Origin of the sequence: Steroidobacter sp., assembly GCF_016790065.1 — a bacterium.
Taxonomy (GTDB): Bacteria; Pseudomonadota; Gammaproteobacteria; order Steroidobacterales; family Steroidobacteraceae; genus Steroidobacter.
In genome coordinates this window covers 1-16,356 of sequence record NZ_JAEUPY010000423.1, presented here as the reverse complement: position 1 = coordinate 16,356, position 16,356 = coordinate 1, and the positions used below count along the sequence as shown (strand labels likewise).

Here is a 16,356-nt window from a genome sequence, read left to right as displayed (position 1 = left end):
CATAAAACGACATGGATGTCGTTTTCTGAGCGCCACATGGACGTGAAGCAACGGCCCCGCTACGCGGGGCGAAGGGCTATGCGCGTCGCCGGCGAGGAGGATCCCCCCGGCACACTCTGCCAGCCACCGACGCTCTTATCCGACAGCGCCGTAAGCCAACCGCAGCGCCTCAATCACATCTCCAATCTGCAGCGCCCAGTAAACAACGCTGGCAAACAAAAGCGCACCCGACACAGCCAGAGCGATCCACTCTCGAGTAGAAGTAACAACAGTGTTCATAGACTACTTGTCAGCATCATCCGAGCCATCCTTGGGCGCTCCCGTCCCCGACGACCCCATGAACAGCTTCCGGCCATCAGGAAACGTCACATCACGCCCATTCGCTCGGCACTTCGGTTTGCATAGCGCGTCTTTCGACTGATAACCGCGTACCACAATCTCCGTGCCGATCTTCAGGGAGTCCTTAGTGATGCCTCGTCGGAGCAGCGTATTAGGTGTGCCACCTTCAACCATCCACGCCTCAATCGTGCCGTCCGGCTTCTTGTGGTCGATGTGGATCCACGCATGTGGATTGATCCACTCGATGCGTGTCACGTTGCCTCGCAGGTTCACGGGGCGATTGGCGTCGAATTCGGCGGCGAAGGCGTGGTGGGCGAGGGCGGCGGCGCTGCCTAGCAAGGTGCTAACAACCGCAGCACCGGCGGCGATAAAAAATTGAGTTCGCATGATTCTGTCCTTCAAAAAAGCGCAGCAGCCTACTGCTTCGCCGGAGGCGCAGCGCCTTCGGCGGCGGGCTTCTTGCGCAGGTGGCCGTACATCAGCTCTTCGACGAACTCCACACATTTGAATTGCATCAACTGAGCATTGGCTTCGACGCGGCGATACAACGGCATGGCGATCCGCCACGGCCGGGTGAAAGTCTCCGGGTCCTCGAGGGTGGCTTCATACCACAGGTGGTCCGGGCCGCGCTGAGTGTAGCGCTCGGTGACTTTCAGTTTGTCGCTGTGATGATTGCCGGCGCGATCGAACCAGGTTTGATCGTTGAAGCCGGTGACTTCGACGACCAGCGTGTCGCCGTCCCACTTGCCCACGGACTGACCCATCCAGGAGTCGGCTGGCGGCGGGCCGGGATCTTTCAAATAAACATTGCGGACTGCGCCGGCGTATTCATACGCCAGGAACAGCTGCGAATTGCTTTGGAAGATCTGAAACGGATACGGCATGTAAGTAGCTCGGGGCACGCCCGGCAAATAACACTTCACTTCCGGATCGAGCTCGAGCCAGTTCTGTTGATTCTCTTTTCTTTTGGCGAGCGCCGCCGGCGTATAGGGAATCGCGTCGCCATCGATGACGCCGAGGCCGGCGGGGACAGAGCCGATGGCGCCGAGCGCCACGACCTGCGGTGCAGGCACGGGAACGAATTGACCGGGCACCATTGCCATCGCGGCACGCGCGGCGTGCGGTTCCAAATCGTAGTTGGCGGAGTTCAGCGCTTGCCAGATGCCGTTCAGATCCGGCTTGCCGTCCTTGGTGCGCGGGCCTTTAGCAGGCTGCGCCGCGACCGCGATGGAAACAACGCATGCGGCCAGCGTCGTTACGATCGCGCGCGTCAATACGCTTGTCATTAAGTGAGTCTCCCCCGGTGGTGCGAGGGATAAAACAATGCGCGCCAGGGGTGTGTCAATGAACGCCGTGTCAAGAAAAATCGGCGCCGGAGGCGGCGCCGATCACAGCCAATATTCTGCTGTGCGCGACGTTAGCGCACGCTGAATGCGTAGACGGTTTTGCTGTTGTACTCCTCACCCGGGCGCAGCACCGTGCTGGGAAATTCCGGCTGATTCGGCGAGTCGGGATAGTGCTGGGTTTCCAGCGCAAAGCCGCTGTGCTTGGCGTACGGCTTGCCGGACTTCGCCGCCAGCGTGTCGTCCAAGAAGTTGCCGGAGTAGAACTGCACGCCCGGTTCGGTGGTGAACACTTCCATCACGCGTCGTGACGTCGCTTCCGAGACGCGCGCCGCCAAGGTCAATCCTGGCTCTTTGCGTTTGATCACGAAGTTGTGGTCGATGCCTTTGCCGAATTTGATTTGTTCATCATCGGCATTGACGCGGTCGCCCAGCTTCACCTTGTTACGGAAGTCGAACGGCGTATCGGTGACCGACTCCACCTTGCCGGTGGGAATGAGCAGTTTATTGACCGGCGTATATTCGTTCGCATAGATCGTGAACTCGTGACCGAGCACGTCGCCGTTGCCGTCGCCGGCCAGATTGAAGTACGCGTGCTGCGTCAGATTGACCACGGTCGGCTTGTCGGTGGTGGCGTGATACTCGAACGACAATTCGTTCTTGTCGGTGAGCGTATAAGTCACGCGCGTTTGTAAGTTACCGGGGAAGCCTTCCTCGCCGTCCTTGCTGGCGTAGGTGAAGATCACGCCCACCGAATCTTCTTTCTCGAACGGTTCGGCCTGCCACACGACTTTGTCGAAACCTTTCAAGCCGCCGTGCAAGGTGTTGGGGCCGTCGTTCTTGGGCAGCTTGTAAGTCTGATCGTCGATCTTGAACTGACCCTTGGCGATGCGGTTGCCGTAGCGGCCGATGATGGCGCCGAAGTACGGCGGATTCTTCACATAGTCGTCGAACGACTTCAGGCCCAGCGTGATATCGCCGACCTTGCCGTCGCCGTCCGGCACCAGCAGCGCGGTGATGATGCCGCCGTAGTTGCTGGCGCGAACTTCCATGCCGTTGGCATTGACGAAGGTGTACAGGTCGACGGCGGTGCCGTCGGGCAAGGTGCCGAAGGCGGCCTTGCTGATAGTGTTCTTGGAGAGTTCCTGCGGCGTCGGCGGGGCCTTGGGCGGGGCCGGCGGCGGCGGTTTGCTACAGCCGATCAGGCTGCCGGCGAGCAGTGCGCACGCCAGCCACTGAGCGGTGCTGCGGTGGATGCGACCAAGACTCGAGCGCTCATTCTTCATATGTGATCCCCCGACGTTGACGACCAAAGACTCGCGGACGCAATGGTGTGCGACGGGACAAGGCGAGACATTCGCAGTCGATCCCGGGCGCGAGGCGCTCGGGGGCGGAACGTATCCTTGTCCGGCCGCGCGAAACTTATTTGTACTTGGCGAACTCTTCGCGGGTCAGCTCGCCGTCCTTGTTGCTGTCCAGGCTCTTGAAGGCCACGAACAGCGCGTCGTCGTTGGACGCTTCACTGAGGCTGATTTTGCCGTCGCCGTTCTTGTCCAAGGATTCGAAGCTGGGCTTGGCCTGTGCCAGCGCGCTGCCGGCCGCCAGGATGCCGAGGCTGGCCAGTACTGCGGGCACGGTCATGCGAGAGAATCGGGTCATGGTGCTTCCTTCGGTAACCAGCAATGAAATGGCGCGGCGGCGACAAGGTTCCGGCCAGCGGTTCATGCATCTTACTCCCGTGCCCGGCCGGGCTCATAATAGGCCCGGTCAAATAGGCACGGCCAAGGAGCTGTCCGGATGGCCGACCCCGTCACCACCGCCCATCGTGAGCACATCGAAGCGCGAGTCCTGAGCGAACAGGTCGCTTTGATGTGCCGTCTCACCACCTCGCCGCTGACCGCCAGCGTGGTGGTCGGCGCCATGATGGTCTGGCTGACCGTGGAGGACCATGGCCTGACCGGCGCTCTGAGCTGGTATGTGGCCTTGCTGTTCGTGCTGTTGCTCCGCTGGCAGATTGCCTCGTCATATTTGCGTCGGCCGCGCGACCTGAACGACACCAAGCGCTGGCGGGCCGCGATGATGGCGGGCGCGGTGCTCGGTGGCGCGGTTTGGTCCATCGCCGGTTCGTTGCTGTTACCGCACGACCCGACGCGGGAAATCGTGATGTCCGTGTTCTTCATCGGCGCGACCGCGTCGGGCTTGGGCTCGCAGGCGCCGGTTCGATATGCGTACGCCTGTCTGTTGCTGCCGTTCGTGCTGCCCTACATCGCCACACAGCTGTGGATGGGGGGCGATCGAGTCATGGTGGCGCTCGGCTTCATGATCTATATCCCGGTGGTGCTGGTGATCGCTGCTCGCCAGACCGACTCGATCGAGCGACAGATCCGGCTGGCCATCGAGAACGAGTCGTTGGCCGAGGAGCTGCGGCAGGAACGCGACCGGGCCAACCAGGCCAATCAGGAGTTGGAAGTGCAGCTGGCCGAGCAGAAGCGCTACACCCAACAGATCCGGGATCTGAACATCGAACTGGAACGCCAGGCGCACGAGCTGCGCACCGCGAACAGCGATCTGGAAGGGTTTTCATATTCGGTGTCGCATGACTTGCGTGCGCCGTTGCGAGCCATCGATGGCTTTTCGCAGCTGCTCATGGACGAGAAGAGCAAGACGCTGGCCGCCGAAACGCGTCATTACTTGCAACGCATTCGCGCCAACGTCGGGCACATGTCCTCGCTCATCGACGATCTGCTGGAATTCGCACGCTGCGGCCGGCAATCGTTGGAGTTCGGCCGCGTCGACATGGAGCAGCTGGCGCACACCGCTGCCGAACAAGCTCGCGCCGTGCGTTTGAACGAAGCGGTCATGCCGGTGATCGAAATCGCCGGGTTGCCGATAGCGCGTGGCGATGAAGGGCTGATCCGGCAGGTGTGGATGAATCTGCTCGACAACGCGGTGAAGTACACGAGCAAGGTCGAGAGTCCGCACATCACCGTCTCCGGGCGCGAAGACGATGAGCGGTTGGTCTATGAGATTCGCGATAATGGCGTGGGCTTCGACAGTTCCTTCAGCTCCAATTTGTTCGGCGTGTTTCGTCGCTTGCACGGCGCACGCGAATATCCAGGGTCGGGCGTCGGTCTGGCCATCGTGAAACGAATCGTTACGCGCCACGGCGGTGAAGTCTGGGCGCACGCCGAGCCCAATAAAGGTGCGACCTTCAGCTTCTCGTTGCCGAAGCCGGTGCTTCGCGCGGTGGGCTGAGTGCGCGTCGCGCAGGTGTAGTCATGAGTACCGAATTGAATACAGAATTTGTCGAGAGCATCGAGCTCAAGATTGCCTATCTGGAACGCGCCAACAACGATTTGAGCGAAGTCGTGTATCGGCAGCAGCAACAGATCGATGCGCTGCGCGTCGAGCTCGCCGCGTTGACCGGCAAGATGGAAGCAGCGATCTCCGAGCAGCAGACGGTCTACACGCCCGAGCAGGAACGCCCGCCCCATTATTGACCAGCCAGTCGGTCGGCAATTTTTATACGGTCGCTGTCAGCGGCTGCGATTGATCACTCATCGCTGGTACCATCGCGGCCATGTTTCAGCGAATCCTAAGAGTCGTTTGCATGGGTGTGTCGTTGGTCGGCGCGTCAGTGGCGTTGGCTCAGCAATCCGTGCCCACGCCAGCCGATGTGTACGGTGAGTTGTTCGAGCAAGTGCAGCTCAACGCCGTGTATCCGGACAGCAAGTCCTTCGTCGACGCCTTGCCCAACCGGCCGCCCGAGCAAGTGCTCAGCGAATATCGTGAGTTGCGCAAGCAACCCGGCTTCGATCTGAAGAAGTTCGTGGCCGAGCGCTTCTCCACGCCGCCCAACGTGGCGTCCGATTTCCGGACCGTGGCCGGTCAGGATGTGCGGCAACATATCGACGCGCTGTGGAAAGTGCTCGAGCGCAAGCCCGAAGATCAGCGGCCGCACACGTCGCGTCTGGCGCTGCCTCACCGCTATGTAGTGCCGGGTGGTCGCTTCAACGAGATCTATTATTGGGACTCGTACTTCACCATGCAGGGCCTGGAGGAGAGCGGCCGGCACGATCTGACGCTGGACATGATCGCCAACTTCGGCGTGCTGATCGACAACTACGGCCACATTCCCAACGGCAATCGCAGTTATTTCCTGAGCCGCTCGCAGCCGCCGTTCTTCGGCGCCATGATCGAGCTGGCGGCGGTGAAGGAAGGCGATGCTATCTATAAGAAATATTTGCCGCAGCTGGTGCGCGAATATCAGTTCTGGATGGATGGCGTCTCCTCGCTCAAGCGCGACTCGGCCCATCGGCGTGTGGTGAAGCTGCCGGATGGCGCGGTGTTGAATCGTTACTACGACGATCGCAACAGCCCTCGCGAAGAAGCTTACAAAGAAGACCTCGCAACCGCGAAGCTGGCCGGCCCGGGCGCGCCGGAGATTTATCGCAATCTACGAGCGGCGGCGGAAAGCGGTTGGGATTTCAGCTCGCGCTGGTTCGCCGGCAAGACGCTTGCGACCATTCACACCATTGATTTGATTCCACCGGATCTGAACAGCTTGCTGTATCGGTTGGAACTGACCATCGCCAAAGGCTGCGAACTCAATGCCGATCCGTCGTGTGCCAAAGAAATGAAAGGCGCGGCGCAGGCGCGTAAGGCCGCGATGACTCGGTATCTGTGGAATCAGCAGGCGGGCGCGTTCACTGACTACGACTGGCGCGCGAAGAAGCTCAATGCGCAGGTGACGGCTGCAACGGTGTACCCCTTGTACTTCGAGATTGCGACCAAGGAGCAGGGCAAGGCAGTCGCGGCGACGGTGCGTTCGAGCTTGCTGAGGCCGCACGGCCTGGCGACGACCTCGCTGGCCACCGGCGAGCAATGGGACGAGCCCAATGGCTGGGCGCCGTTGCAATGGCTGGCGATCCAGGGTCTGAAAAACTATGGCGAGGACCAGCTCGCTGCCACCATCGCGCAGCGCTGGGTGGGCAAGAACCTGCAAGTGTTCAAAGCCACCGGCAAGCTGGTGGAAAAATACGACGTGGACGGCGACAAAGCCGGCGGTGGCGGCGAATACCCGCTGCAAGATGGCTTCGGCTGGACCAACGGCGTGCTCAGGAAGCTGCTGACCCTGTACCCCAAACTGGCGCAGTAGCTCGCCGGGTTTTATTCCCCCCTCACGTGGGCGAGGGGGCTCCCGGGCATAAGATTTATCGCCCCGGCGTGCTATTTCCCCTGGCCGCCGGCGCGTACCTTGGACCCATCGAAACCAAGGAGTTAGCCATGTTGAACATCCGACGCAGTGACGAACGCGGTTACGCCGATCACGGCTGGCTGAAGTCGTTCCACACGTTTTCGTTCGCCGACTACTACGATCCCAAGCACGTCGAATTCGGGGCCTTGCGCGTGATCAACGAAGATCGCGTCGCTGCCGGGGCCGGCTTCGGTACGCACGGGCATCGGGACATGGAAATCATCAGCTACGTGTTGGACGGCGAGCTGGCCCACAAGGACTCGATGGGCACGGGCGAGACCATTCGCCCCGGCGATGTCCAGCGCATGAGCGCGGGTCGTGGCGTGACTCACAGCGAGTTCAATCCGTCGCGCGACAAGCCGGTGCATTTCCTGCAGATCTGGATTCAGCCCGATCAGCGGGGGGTGCAGCCGAGCTACGAGCAGAAGCACTTTGCCGCTGACCAGAAGCGCGGCAAGCTGCGACTGATCGCTTCGCGCGATGGCGCCGACGGTTCGGTGAGCATCCATCAGGATGCGAAGGTGTACGCCGGACTGTTCGACGGTGCTGAGCAGGCGGACTTGAGTGTCGGTGCGGATCGTCAGGTGTATCTGCACGTGGCGCGTGGTTCGCTGGTTGCCAACGACAACGTGCTCAATGCCGGCGATGCCTTGGCGCTCACCGACGTGGCGACGCTGTCCCTGAGCAAAGGTCAGGGCGCGGAAGTGATAGTGTTCGATCTGCAGAAAGTGCCGGCCACTCGGCAGTAGAGGCAGTAATGATCGAGTTAGTGATTCCTTCGCGGCGGAAGGACCTGGGCGGCTTCGAAGTCGGCCGGGTCCTGCCGTGGACGCAGCGGCGCATGGTCGGACCGTTCATCTTTTTCGACCACATGGGACCGGTGAATTTTCCGCCTCAGGTGCCGCGCAAGACCGATGTGAGGCCGCATCCTCACATCGGGCTTTCTACCATCACCTATTTGTACGATGGCGAGATCGTGCATCGGGACAGCGTCGGCTTCCACGAGACCATCCGGCCCGGCGAAGTGAACTGGATGACGGCCGGTCGCGGCATCAGTCACTCGGAGCGCTTCGACAGCATTCGCGAGCAGGGCGGGTCGTTGCATGGCATTCAAGCTTGGGTTGCTCTGCCTGAGGCTGATGAGGAGACGGCGCCGGGCTTCGTGCATTTCGATGCTGCTCAGTTGCCGTCGCATGTCGAGAATGGCTTGAGTGTGAAAGTGATTGCTGGGTCGGCTTACGGGATGACCAGTCCTGTGGTGACTCACTCGCCGTTGTTTTATGCGCATCTCGAGTTGGCTGCTGGGCGCACTACCGATGTTTGTAGTGGCTATAGCGAGCGAGCTTTGTATGTCGCTAAAGGTTCGGTTCGCGTTGCCGGCGAGCAGTTCGATGCTGGGCAGATGGCCGTGTTGTCGCCCGGTGCGATGCCTTCGATTACCGCCATCGAGTCATCGATTGTGATGCTGCTCGGTGGGGAACCGGTGGGCGCTCGAAATATCTGGTGGAACTTTGTGTCTTCTCGGAAGGAACGAATCGAACAGGCCAAGGCAGATTGGAAGGCCGGACGGATTCAGTTGCCTGTCGATGACGACAAAGAGTTCATTCCCCTGCCCGAGGATCCTCCGCCGCCGAAGCCGGAGCCGATGTCTTAAGAGCGGACGTCAGAATAGGTGAAGTCGATGCCTATACTTTCGTTGGGTTCGAAAGCAGCCCGGGCCAGGGTCATGGCCTGGTGCTGCGGATCTCGCTGGCCATCAGCACCAATCGCTTCTGATAATTTGCGCCGCCGTGAATCAGTTCGCCGCTGACCACGACTTTCCGTCCGAGCAAAGGTTGGTACTGCGCATACTGCTCAGTCGCCAATGCCAGCTCGATTTCGATTTGCGTAGGTTCGCGTGGATAACGCGCGTTGCCATTCACACAGACGCGCTGATCTAGCTGTAGCAGCCAAATGACTCTGGGCTGGTCGCCTTTGGTCACACTCTCGTAATCCGGCCCGCCGGCATACGTTTGTCGCACCAACGTGCCGACGATGTTCATCGGCCCGTAGTCGAGACAGGACGAAGCGCTCGCCACGCTGGACAGCGCTAATAATCCAATGGTGAGTGTCGTGAGCGCACGAGCCGTCATCTCAGTTCGCCCCTCGACAGCTCGAAGCGAACTTCACCCCGGTCCGTGATTCCGGCCCGCTGCCAACCCGCCTTTTCATAAAAGCGTTCGGCACGCGTGCCCGGTTCGGTCGTGAGCGAGAGTTGTTCATGCCCCTGCTGCCACAGCCAGGCGACCATCACATCATGCAGCTCACGGCCGTAGCCTTTGGCTTCGTGACCCGGCTCGACGAACAACGCCCAGATGCTGCCGTCAGTCACATCGCCGATGGCAAAGGCCACGATGGCGCCATCCTGTTCCACCACCCAACCACGACCGGTTTGTTCGATGGCGACCTGATAGTCGCGCTCGGTCAGCTGAATCGAAACCAACCGATTCTCGTGCACCGACATTCGCACGCGATGCATCGCTGCCGCGTCCGAAGCTCGCGCTTGCCTGAGATTCTGGTTCATCGCTCGATCCCTGAATGAGGCCAGCCGCAACCGACGGCCCGCAGCGGCGAATGCGTGGAGTTAACTGACGATAACTCCACCGACGCATTCGGAGCAAAACGTTCAGGCCGAGGGCACCAACCGACGCAGGAACTGACGAAGTGCACCCTTCGGCGCAGCGCCGGCAGCGCGTCCGCCCGCAGTCGGACGAGCCAGGAACACTTGTTTGCGTGTGGCATACGCCGTATGGCTACCGGTTTGATCCGCGCCGTAAATGGCACGACCGGCATCCGGGGACGTGTGGTCGACCAACCGCAGACCGGCATGCTCCAAGCGCGCCATCTGCTCTTCGCTGACGTGGCGTTCGAACACGCCCGTGGCAGTCTGCCATTCCCACACCGTGCGACCTTCATCGAACACTGCCCGACCCGACTTACGATCCGGCTGTGCCGACGGCTGCATTTCTTTACGCGACTGACTCATGACCTCTCCAAAATTCTTATCCGAAGCCGGCGGTGCCTACCCAGGAAACTGAACTCGCCAGTTGCAGTATTTATCGTTGAGTCAATGAAAGGCGTGGATAAGACCAACCCTGAATGGCCCCGTCAGATCGAACAGCAAGCGACGCTTACTGCGGAGCCCTCCCATCGCCGCGGAATTCCCTTGCCGCGGCAACGGCAATCCCTTGCCGCTCGTCGGCCGCTGCCGATCCAGCAGTGGGCTCAGGGAAGCGTGAAACCGCTTGGGTCGCGCTTGTATTCGAAGCAGGTGCTCTTGGTTTCTTCGCGAATGATTTCTGCCAGGCGTCGCACGCCCGGGCCGGCGCCGTCGCGATCCGGAATCACCAGATACAACGGCTGCGTGAGCTGACGATCGTCCCGCAACGGCAACGGCTTCAGCTCGCCGGTGCGTAACTCGTTGCGGATCTTTTCTTCGGGCAGCCAAGAGAAGCCATAGCCGCGCGACACCGCGCCGATGGACGTGGCCATGTTGCCCACGGTCCAGCGATTGGTGGCATCGACGGTCAACGCCTTCTTGTCGCGCTTCACGCTGGTGTCTCGCACGGTAATGTGACGATGCTTGCGCAGATCGCGATATTCCACCGGGCGACCGAGCTTCTGCAGCTCGTGATCGGGGTGCGAGACTGCAATGGCACGCACCGTCATCAGCAGTTCAGCAGCTGAGCCCGGCGGCAAGATGCCCGTGATGGCCAGATCCGCTTTGCCGGTGCTGAGCGCTTCGGGCGTGCCATCGAGCACCGTCTCGTACCATTCGATCCGAGTCTGCGGACTCTCCACGCCGAACCGATTCAAACATTGGAACATCAACCAATTGGGGAACAGGATTTCCACCGCCAGACTGATTTCCGATTCCCATCCGGCCGATGCGCGACTGGCCGCACGCTCCATCGCATCCGCGTCTTCCAACAGTAACCGCGCGCGTCGATACAACATCTCGCCGGTTGGCGTGAGTTTGGCTTTGCGGCCTTGAATCTCGAAGGCGCGCACCTGCAGAGTCGTCTCGAGCTTCTGTACAGCGTAGGTGACCGAGGACTGACTTTTATGCAGCGCCTCGGCGGCCTGGGCATAGCCACCGGCCTCCACCACGGCGATCAGGCAGCGCCATTGCTCCAGGCTGATATGGGGCAAACGCATTGAAAGTGAAGGCTTTTTCTCAATGGACTTGGGTGCGCGGGCGGCCATGGCAATCTCGATGTATCGACTATTTCGATGGGTTCAAGCGAATCATTGAGCTTTTTTATCGACCCACTCAATACTTAAATAGGAGCCACTGAAAAACAAGCCTGATTCGGAGGTTTCCATGAGCACCCTGCTACAGATCAACGCCAGCCTGGCCGGCGCCAACGGCGAGTCTTCCCGCCTGGCCCAGCGCTTCGTCGCCGATTGGCAGGCTCAGCATCCCGAGGGCCGCGTCATCACGCGCTACCTGGCGAGCGAGCCGGTCCCGCATCTGACGGCCGAACGTTTCCAGGCGTTTTTGTCCAAGCCGGAAACCCGCACCGCCGAGCAGCGTGCCGTCAGCGACTACTCCGATGCGTTGATCGAAGAGATCAAGAGCGCCGACACCATCGTGTTCGCGGTGCCGATGTACAACTTCAGCGTCCCGTCGACGTTGCGCGCGTACTTCGATCACATCGCCCGCAATGGCGTGACGTTCCGCTACACCGCCACCGGCCCGGAAGGATTGCTCAAGGGTAAACAGGCATATGTGTTCATCACTCGCGGCGGCTTCTATGCCGACGCGGCCGATACACAGACGCCGTATCTGCGACAGTTTCTCGGCTTCATCGGCATCACCGATGTGAAGTTCGTGTTTGCCGAAGGCCTCGGCATGGGCGACGACACTCGCACCAAGAGCCTGACCGCCGCTCACAGCGCCATCGAAGAGTTGCTGCCGCACGCCGCGTAAGCGACTCCCATCTTGACAGCCGCACGTTCGTCCCGGAACGTGCGGCGATGCGCATCCTGCTGGTTGAAGACGACAACATGATCGGTCAGAGCCTGAGACAGGCACTGACCGAGAATGGCTTGACCGTCGATTGGGTCAAGGACGGCGTGATGGCGCAGGACGCGCTGTCTCAAGGCGGCTACGCAGCCGTGTTGTTGGACTTGGGACTGCCGCGACGTTCCGGCTTGGAAGTGTTGCGACGAGCTCGGCAAGACGGCGACCGCACGCCGATGCTGGTGCTCACCGCCCGGGATGGCGTGGATGACCGCGTCGAAGGGTTGGACTTCGGCGCCGACGATTACATGGTGAAGCCCTTCGAGTTGCGCGAACTGCTGGCGCGCATGCGGGCCATCATTCGCCGCTTCGGCGGCCATGCGCAATCCACCATCGGGACCGCCCAAACGCAGCTGGATCTTTCCAGCCGCGAGCTCAGTCATGCCGGCAGTACCATTTTGTTGTCGGCCAAAGAATTCCGTCTGATGCACGCGCTGCTCGAACGGCCCGGCGCCATCCTGTCTCGCGCTCAGCTCGAAGAACGGTTGTATGGCTGGGGTGAAGAAGTCAGCAGCAACGCTGTCGAAGTGTTGATTCACGGCGTACGCCGCAAACTCGGCGCCGATGTGATTCGTAACGTGCGCGGCCTCGGCTGGCGCGTCAGCAAGGACGCCACATGACGTCACTACGCAAACAACTCATGGTGTGGCTGCTGCCGCTGTATGTCGTGGCAGCCATCGTCGTGGCGACCGTGACGTACTACATGTACGGCAACATGGTCAGCTTCTTCATGGACAACCAGCTGCGGCTGTTCGCCGACTCGCACGCTGCTGCTTCCGGCTCGGCGCCGGCGTTGCGCCCGCTCACTGAGCACAACGTGGTCGAGAAGGGCGACATGATCGTGCAGATCTGGGATCGCAATCATCGGCTGGTCGCCACCTCCTGGCCGGAGCTCGATCTGAAACGGCAAACGTCGCAGGGCTTCAGCGATGTCACCATCGGGCAGCTGCGCTGGCGCGTTTACACCATGCAGTCGCCCGACCGCACCGTGCAGAGCGCGCAGAGCTTGGGATTTCGCCGTCATCTGGTGAAGTCGCAGGCCTTGCAGGCGGGCTTGCCGGTGGTGCTGATGATTCCGATCTCGGCCATCATTTTGTGGTTTGGGATGCGACCAGCAGTGCGGCGGTTGGAACTGATTTCTGAGGCGGCTGCACGCCAGGACGAGCATCGCTTGAGCGAACTGCCTGTCGAACATGCGCCGTGCGAGATTCAGCCTTTGGTGCTGGCGGTGAATACTCTGCTGGCTCGCTTACGAAATGCCTTCGCCGCTCAACGGCGCTTCGTGCAAGACGCCGCGCATGAGCTGCGCACGCCGATTACTGCGATGAGTTTGCAGCTGGAGAATGTGAAGGCGCGCATTGTTGATCCCGCGTCCGCGGAACAGGTGAAACAGCTCGAAGCCGGGTTGAGCCGGACTAAACGCTTGGTCGAACAGCTGTTGCGACTGGCCCGGCAAGAGTCTCCCCGGCCCGCGGATCCGCCGGTTGCGATTCAATTGGATGGGATGCTGAAGTTCGCCATCGCCGATTTCATGCCGCTCGCTGATCGCCGGAGTATCGATCTCGGTTACGCGGCGGACATCGATGCGACGGTGCATGCGAATGAGGACGAGCTGCGTAGTTTGATTCATAACTTGCTCGACAATGCTCTTCGCTACACCCCGCCCGGCGGCATCGTCGATGTGACTTTGCACCGTGACACCGGCGTGGTGACGGTGGAGATTGCAGATAACGGGCCTGGCATTCCTTCTGAACTCCTGCCGCGCGTGTTCGATCGCTTCTTCCGGCTCGAAGGCGCGGAGACGGAAGGCAGCGGTTTGGGTTTGGCTATCGCCAAGAACGCGGCTGACCGGAATCGGATTGGCCTGGAGTTGAGCAATCGGGCGGATGGCTCGGGGTTGATCGCTCGGATGAGATTTGAGACGGCGACTGCCGTTGCTCCGGCCGCTGCGCCCACGGCCACCTCCGCAACGCTTGCCACCGAATCGGCTGAGACAGCTGCCGACCCGCAGGAATTTGCCACTGAATCGCCGCCGTCGGTCTAAGCAAGCTGCGCTGACTGATGGACACACTGCTGCACATCATCGAGAGCTACGGCCTGTGGGTCGTGTTCTTTTGCGTGTTGTTGGATCAAGGCGGGCTGCCGTTTCCGTCCTACGCGCCGATGATCGTGACGGCCGCGCTCGCTACCGATAAACACGAATCGCTCTGGCCGGTGTTGCTGGTTGCAACGCTGGCGGCGTTGATCGCGGATCTGGCGTGGTTCATGGGTGGACGTCGCTTCGGCAATCGGCTGCTGCGGTTGATGTGCCAAGTCTCGTTGTCGCCTGATTCGTGTGTGGGCATGACCAGAAATATCTATGCGCGCTGGGGCGCGCCGTCGTTGATCTTGGCCAAGTACATTCCAGGATTCGCTGCCGTGTCGACCACGCTCGCCGGCGAGTCCGGGACCAGTCTGCGTCGTTTCATTATCTATGACGGGATCGGCGCGGCACTGTGGGCGGGCGGCGCAGTGGCGTTGGGCGCGATCTTTCATGAAGCGGTCGAGGCGGTGCTGGATCAACTGGATCAGCTCGGCCACTTCGCACTGCTGTTGTTGATCGTGGCGATCGCGCTGTTCGTGTTGTTCAAATGGTGGCAGCGACACAGCTTCATGGCGCAGATCCGCATGTCGCGCATCTCCATCGACGAGCTGGGCTCGCTGCTCGACTCCGGTTCGAACGCGGTCATCTTGGATGTGCGCAGCCCGGAACGGCGCGCGGCTTCAGGATGGATTCCGGGCAGCATCAATGTGCGCGACATCGCTGAGCTGCAATTGCAGCCCGGCGAGGAAGTTATCGTTTATTGCGATTGTCCCAACGACGCGTCGGCGGCGGTCGTGGCTAGAAAACTCAAAGAGCGCGGCTTCAAGCGGGTTCGGCCGTTGGCCGGTGGTCTGGAAGCTTGGCAGGCGACCGGACGGCCGGTGCACCGCCCTACCACGGAGGCGGCTAGCGATCCGTGAGTTTGGAGACCGTGCTGCGCGTTTTTTCGGCCGCGGCGAATTCGGCGGCGGACACGAAGCCATCGCCGTCGGTGTCGATCTCGGCGAAGGTCTGGGACAGCACTCGATCGAAGCCGGCTTCGGAGCGGCTGATGCGATGATCGCCATTACGATCGAGCGCAGCGAACGATGCGGTTGACGCCACCTGCTGTTTGGCGTCGTCGGCGGCGTCGGCGCCGCTAGCGAGCAGGCCGACAGTGGCCGCCGCGAGAGTAATAAACAACAACTTGTACATTCCGGGGCCTCCAGCCTCCCTGCCTATCGCGAGTATAGAGCATCGCTGTTGGAGCCGCGCAAAGCGACCGGGTACGATGCTGAATGGTTCAGTTTCCTTAGGATCGAATCGTCAGGAGAATCCGTATGGCCAAACAAAGTTCCAAGAAGAATGGCGGCAAGGGCGAGGTCGTCATCGACATCGGTATCGGTGGCAAGGACCGGGAAAAGATTGCCGGCGGCCTGGCCAAGGTGCTGGCCGACACCTATTCGCTGTATTTGAAGACTCATAATTTTCATTGGAACGTCGAAGGGCCGATGTTCAACACGCTGCACCTGATGTTCATGGAGCAGTACACCGAGCTGTGGAATGCGCTGGATGCCATCGCTGAGCGCATCCGTTCGCTGGGCTACCCGGCACCGGGCACTTACAGCGAATTCGCGCGGCTCACGTCGATCGAAGAAACCGAAGGCGTGCCGGATGCGCTGCAGATGGTGCGGTTGTTGGTGGCCGGTCACGAAGCTGTCGCGCGCACCGCTCGTTCGACGTTTCCTGCCGCCGAGAAGGGCGGTGACGAGTCCACTGCGGACTTGTTGACCCAGCGTCTGCAGGTTCACGAAAAGACCGCGTGGATGTTGCGCAGTCTGTTGAAGTGATTCTGTTGCAGTAATCGCGATTCGCGCTGCACGTCCGTGGTATTCAGCGGACGTGCAGCAGCGTATCGACGGCAGTCTGCGCATCGTCGTCCAGATCCTGGAAGCGCAGGGAAATTCGGAAGCCGTCCATCCCCACACAGGTACAGCAGACCACATTGGTCCGCGCTTGCAGCCGCACCGGGCTGCCGGCAATGAAGGCGTCCACGCGCACCAGGGCGGTCTCGCCCTCGCGCACCGTCCGATCCAACAGCAAGCCGATGCCGGTGCTGGAAATCTGAATGGCCCGCCCGGCCAGGGTGGTGGTATGGCCCAGGCGCAAGCTGGCCGGCCAGCGCAACGCCTTGACCTTGCCGGCAGCATCGGGCGGTGGCCCGGCTGAGCTAAAAAATGACTCCATGTCAGCCTTGTTCTTGGCCGCCCGCTGGCGGGTAATGGCTCAA

The 16,356-nt window shown here is 61.0% G+C and carries 20 protein-coding genes; 10 read left to right on the top strand and 10 right to left on the bottom strand.

Annotation, left to right across the window (positions count from 1 at the left end):
• Window positions 1–282: 282 nt before the first annotated feature.
• The 4 genes from JNL55_RS17555 to JNL55_RS17540 form a co-directional block, all read right to left on the bottom strand.
• The gene (locus JNL55_RS17555; RefSeq protein WP_293856368.1) at window positions 283–726 is read right to left on the bottom strand and encodes a DUF6152 family protein; all 444 of its coding nucleotides are present in this window, start codon (window positions 724–726) and stop codon (window positions 283–285) included.
• A gap of 29 nt (window positions 727–755) precedes the next feature.
• A complete protein-coding gene (locus tag JNL55_RS17550; RefSeq protein WP_293856365.1) occupies window positions 756–1,625 on the bottom strand; it encodes a hypothetical protein in 870 nt (289 codons plus the stop codon).
• 131 nt (window positions 1,626–1,756) lie between these two features.
• A complete protein-coding gene (locus tag JNL55_RS17545; protein WP_293856362.1) occupies window positions 1,757–2,968 on the bottom strand; it encodes an aldose epimerase family protein in 1,212 nt (403 codons plus the stop codon).
• Between the two features lie 136 nt (window positions 2,969–3,104).
• Window positions 3,105–3,341 (bottom strand): EF-hand domain-containing protein, encoded by a 237-nt coding sequence (locus tag JNL55_RS17540; RefSeq protein WP_293856359.1) that lies wholly within the window; start codon window positions 3,339–3,341, stop codon window positions 3,105–3,107.
• A gap of 138 nt (window positions 3,342–3,479) precedes the next feature.
• Between JNL55_RS17540 and JNL55_RS17535 the strand changes: the two genes are divergently transcribed.
• From JNL55_RS17535 to JNL55_RS17515, 5 genes are all read left to right on the top strand, one after another.
• Window positions 3,480–4,937 (top strand): sensor histidine kinase, encoded by a 1,458-nt coding sequence (locus tag JNL55_RS17535; protein WP_293856356.1) that lies wholly within the window; start codon window positions 3,480–3,482, stop codon window positions 4,935–4,937.
• A 23-nt stretch (window positions 4,938–4,960) separates the two neighbouring features.
• Window positions 4,961–5,182: a SlyX family protein gene (locus JNL55_RS17530; protein WP_293856353.1), complete on the top strand. Its 222-nt coding sequence runs from the start codon at window positions 4,961–4,963 to the stop codon at window positions 5,180–5,182.
• 80 nt (window positions 5,183–5,262) lie between these two features.
• Entirely contained in the window at window positions 5,263–6,840 is a 1,578-nt protein-coding gene (gene treF, locus JNL55_RS17525) for an alpha,alpha-trehalase TreF (protein WP_293856350.1), read from the top strand.
• A gap of 128 nt (window positions 6,841–6,968) precedes the next feature.
• Window positions 6,969–7,688, top strand: coding sequence for a pirin family protein (locus JNL55_RS17520; protein WP_293856347.1), 720 nt, complete (start codon window positions 6,969–6,971; stop codon window positions 7,686–7,688).
• Window positions 7,689–7,696: 8 nt separating this feature from the next.
• Window positions 7,697–8,593 (top strand): pirin family protein, encoded by an 897-nt coding sequence (locus JNL55_RS17515; protein ID WP_293856344.1) that lies wholly within the window; start codon window positions 7,697–7,699, stop codon window positions 8,591–8,593.
• A gap of 70 nt (window positions 8,594–8,663) precedes the next feature.
• On the opposite strand, the gene JNL55_RS17510 is transcribed toward JNL55_RS17515, so the two are convergent.
• From JNL55_RS17510 to JNL55_RS17495, 4 genes are all read right to left on the bottom strand, one after another.
• Complete coding sequence (locus JNL55_RS17510) at window positions 8,664–9,071, bottom strand: DUF4431 domain-containing protein (RefSeq protein ID WP_293856341.1); 408 nt, start codon at window positions 9,069–9,071, stop codon at window positions 8,664–8,666.
• Window positions 9,068–9,502: a GNAT family N-acetyltransferase gene (locus JNL55_RS17505; protein WP_293856338.1), complete on the bottom strand. Its 435-nt coding sequence runs from the start codon at window positions 9,500–9,502 to the stop codon at window positions 9,068–9,070. Before JNL55_RS17505 ends, JNL55_RS17510 begins: the two co-directional genes overlap by 4 nt.
• A 102-nt stretch (window positions 9,503–9,604) precedes the next feature.
• Window positions 9,605–9,964, bottom strand: a complete 360-nt coding sequence (locus JNL55_RS17500; RefSeq protein ID WP_293856335.1) for a hypothetical protein — start codon at window positions 9,962–9,964, stop codon at window positions 9,605–9,607.
• Window positions 9,965–10,203: 239 nt separating this feature from the next.
• Window positions 10,204–11,136, bottom strand: a complete 933-nt coding sequence (locus JNL55_RS17495; RefSeq protein ID WP_293856332.1) for a LysR family transcriptional regulator — start codon at window positions 11,134–11,136, stop codon at window positions 10,204–10,206.
• Between the two features lie 166 nt (window positions 11,137–11,302).
• On the opposite strand from JNL55_RS17495, the gene JNL55_RS17490 reads away from it, so the two are divergent.
• Genes JNL55_RS17490 through JNL55_RS17475 form a run of 4 tightly spaced genes read left to right on the top strand, consistent with a single transcriptional unit; the run spans window position 11,303 to window position 15,007 of the window.
• Window positions 11,303–11,911, top strand: a complete 609-nt coding sequence (locus JNL55_RS17490; protein WP_293856329.1) for an FMN-dependent NADH-azoreductase — start codon at window positions 11,303–11,305, stop codon at window positions 11,909–11,911.
• A 47-nt stretch (window positions 11,912–11,958) separates the two neighbouring features.
• Window positions 11,959–12,624, top strand: a complete 666-nt coding sequence (locus tag JNL55_RS17485; RefSeq protein WP_293856326.1) for a response regulator transcription factor — start codon at window positions 11,959–11,961, stop codon at window positions 12,622–12,624.
• Window positions 12,621–14,048 (top strand): ATP-binding protein, encoded by a 1,428-nt coding sequence (locus JNL55_RS17480; protein ID WP_293856323.1) that lies wholly within the window; start codon window positions 12,621–12,623, stop codon window positions 14,046–14,048. The genes JNL55_RS17485 and JNL55_RS17480 overlap by 4 nt, the downstream gene beginning before the upstream one ends.
• A 17-nt stretch (window positions 14,049–14,065) precedes the next feature.
• Entirely contained in the window at window positions 14,066–15,007 is a 942-nt protein-coding gene (locus JNL55_RS17475; protein WP_293856320.1) for a rhodanese-like domain-containing protein, read from the top strand.
• On the opposite strand, the gene JNL55_RS17470 is transcribed toward JNL55_RS17475, so the two are convergent.
• Window positions 14,994–15,281 carry a hypothetical protein gene (locus JNL55_RS17470; protein WP_293856317.1) on the bottom strand — a complete coding sequence of 96 codons (288 nt, stop codon included), beginning with the start codon at window positions 15,279–15,281 and terminating at the stop codon, window positions 14,994–14,996. The genes JNL55_RS17475 and JNL55_RS17470 overlap by 14 nt on opposite strands.
• A gap of 125 nt (window positions 15,282–15,406) precedes the next feature.
• Here JNL55_RS17470 and JNL55_RS17465 point away from each other — a divergent pair, with 125 nt between their 5' ends.
• Window positions 15,407–15,916 (top strand): Dps family protein, encoded by a 510-nt coding sequence (locus JNL55_RS17465; protein WP_293856314.1) that lies wholly within the window; start codon window positions 15,407–15,409, stop codon window positions 15,914–15,916.
• A gap of 43 nt (window positions 15,917–15,959) precedes the next feature.
• On the opposite strand, the gene JNL55_RS17460 is transcribed toward JNL55_RS17465, so the two are convergent.
• Window positions 15,960–16,313, bottom strand: a complete 354-nt coding sequence (locus JNL55_RS17460; protein WP_293856311.1) for a PilZ domain-containing protein — start codon at window positions 16,311–16,313, stop codon at window positions 15,960–15,962.
• Window positions 16,314–16,356 lie beyond the last annotated feature (43 nt).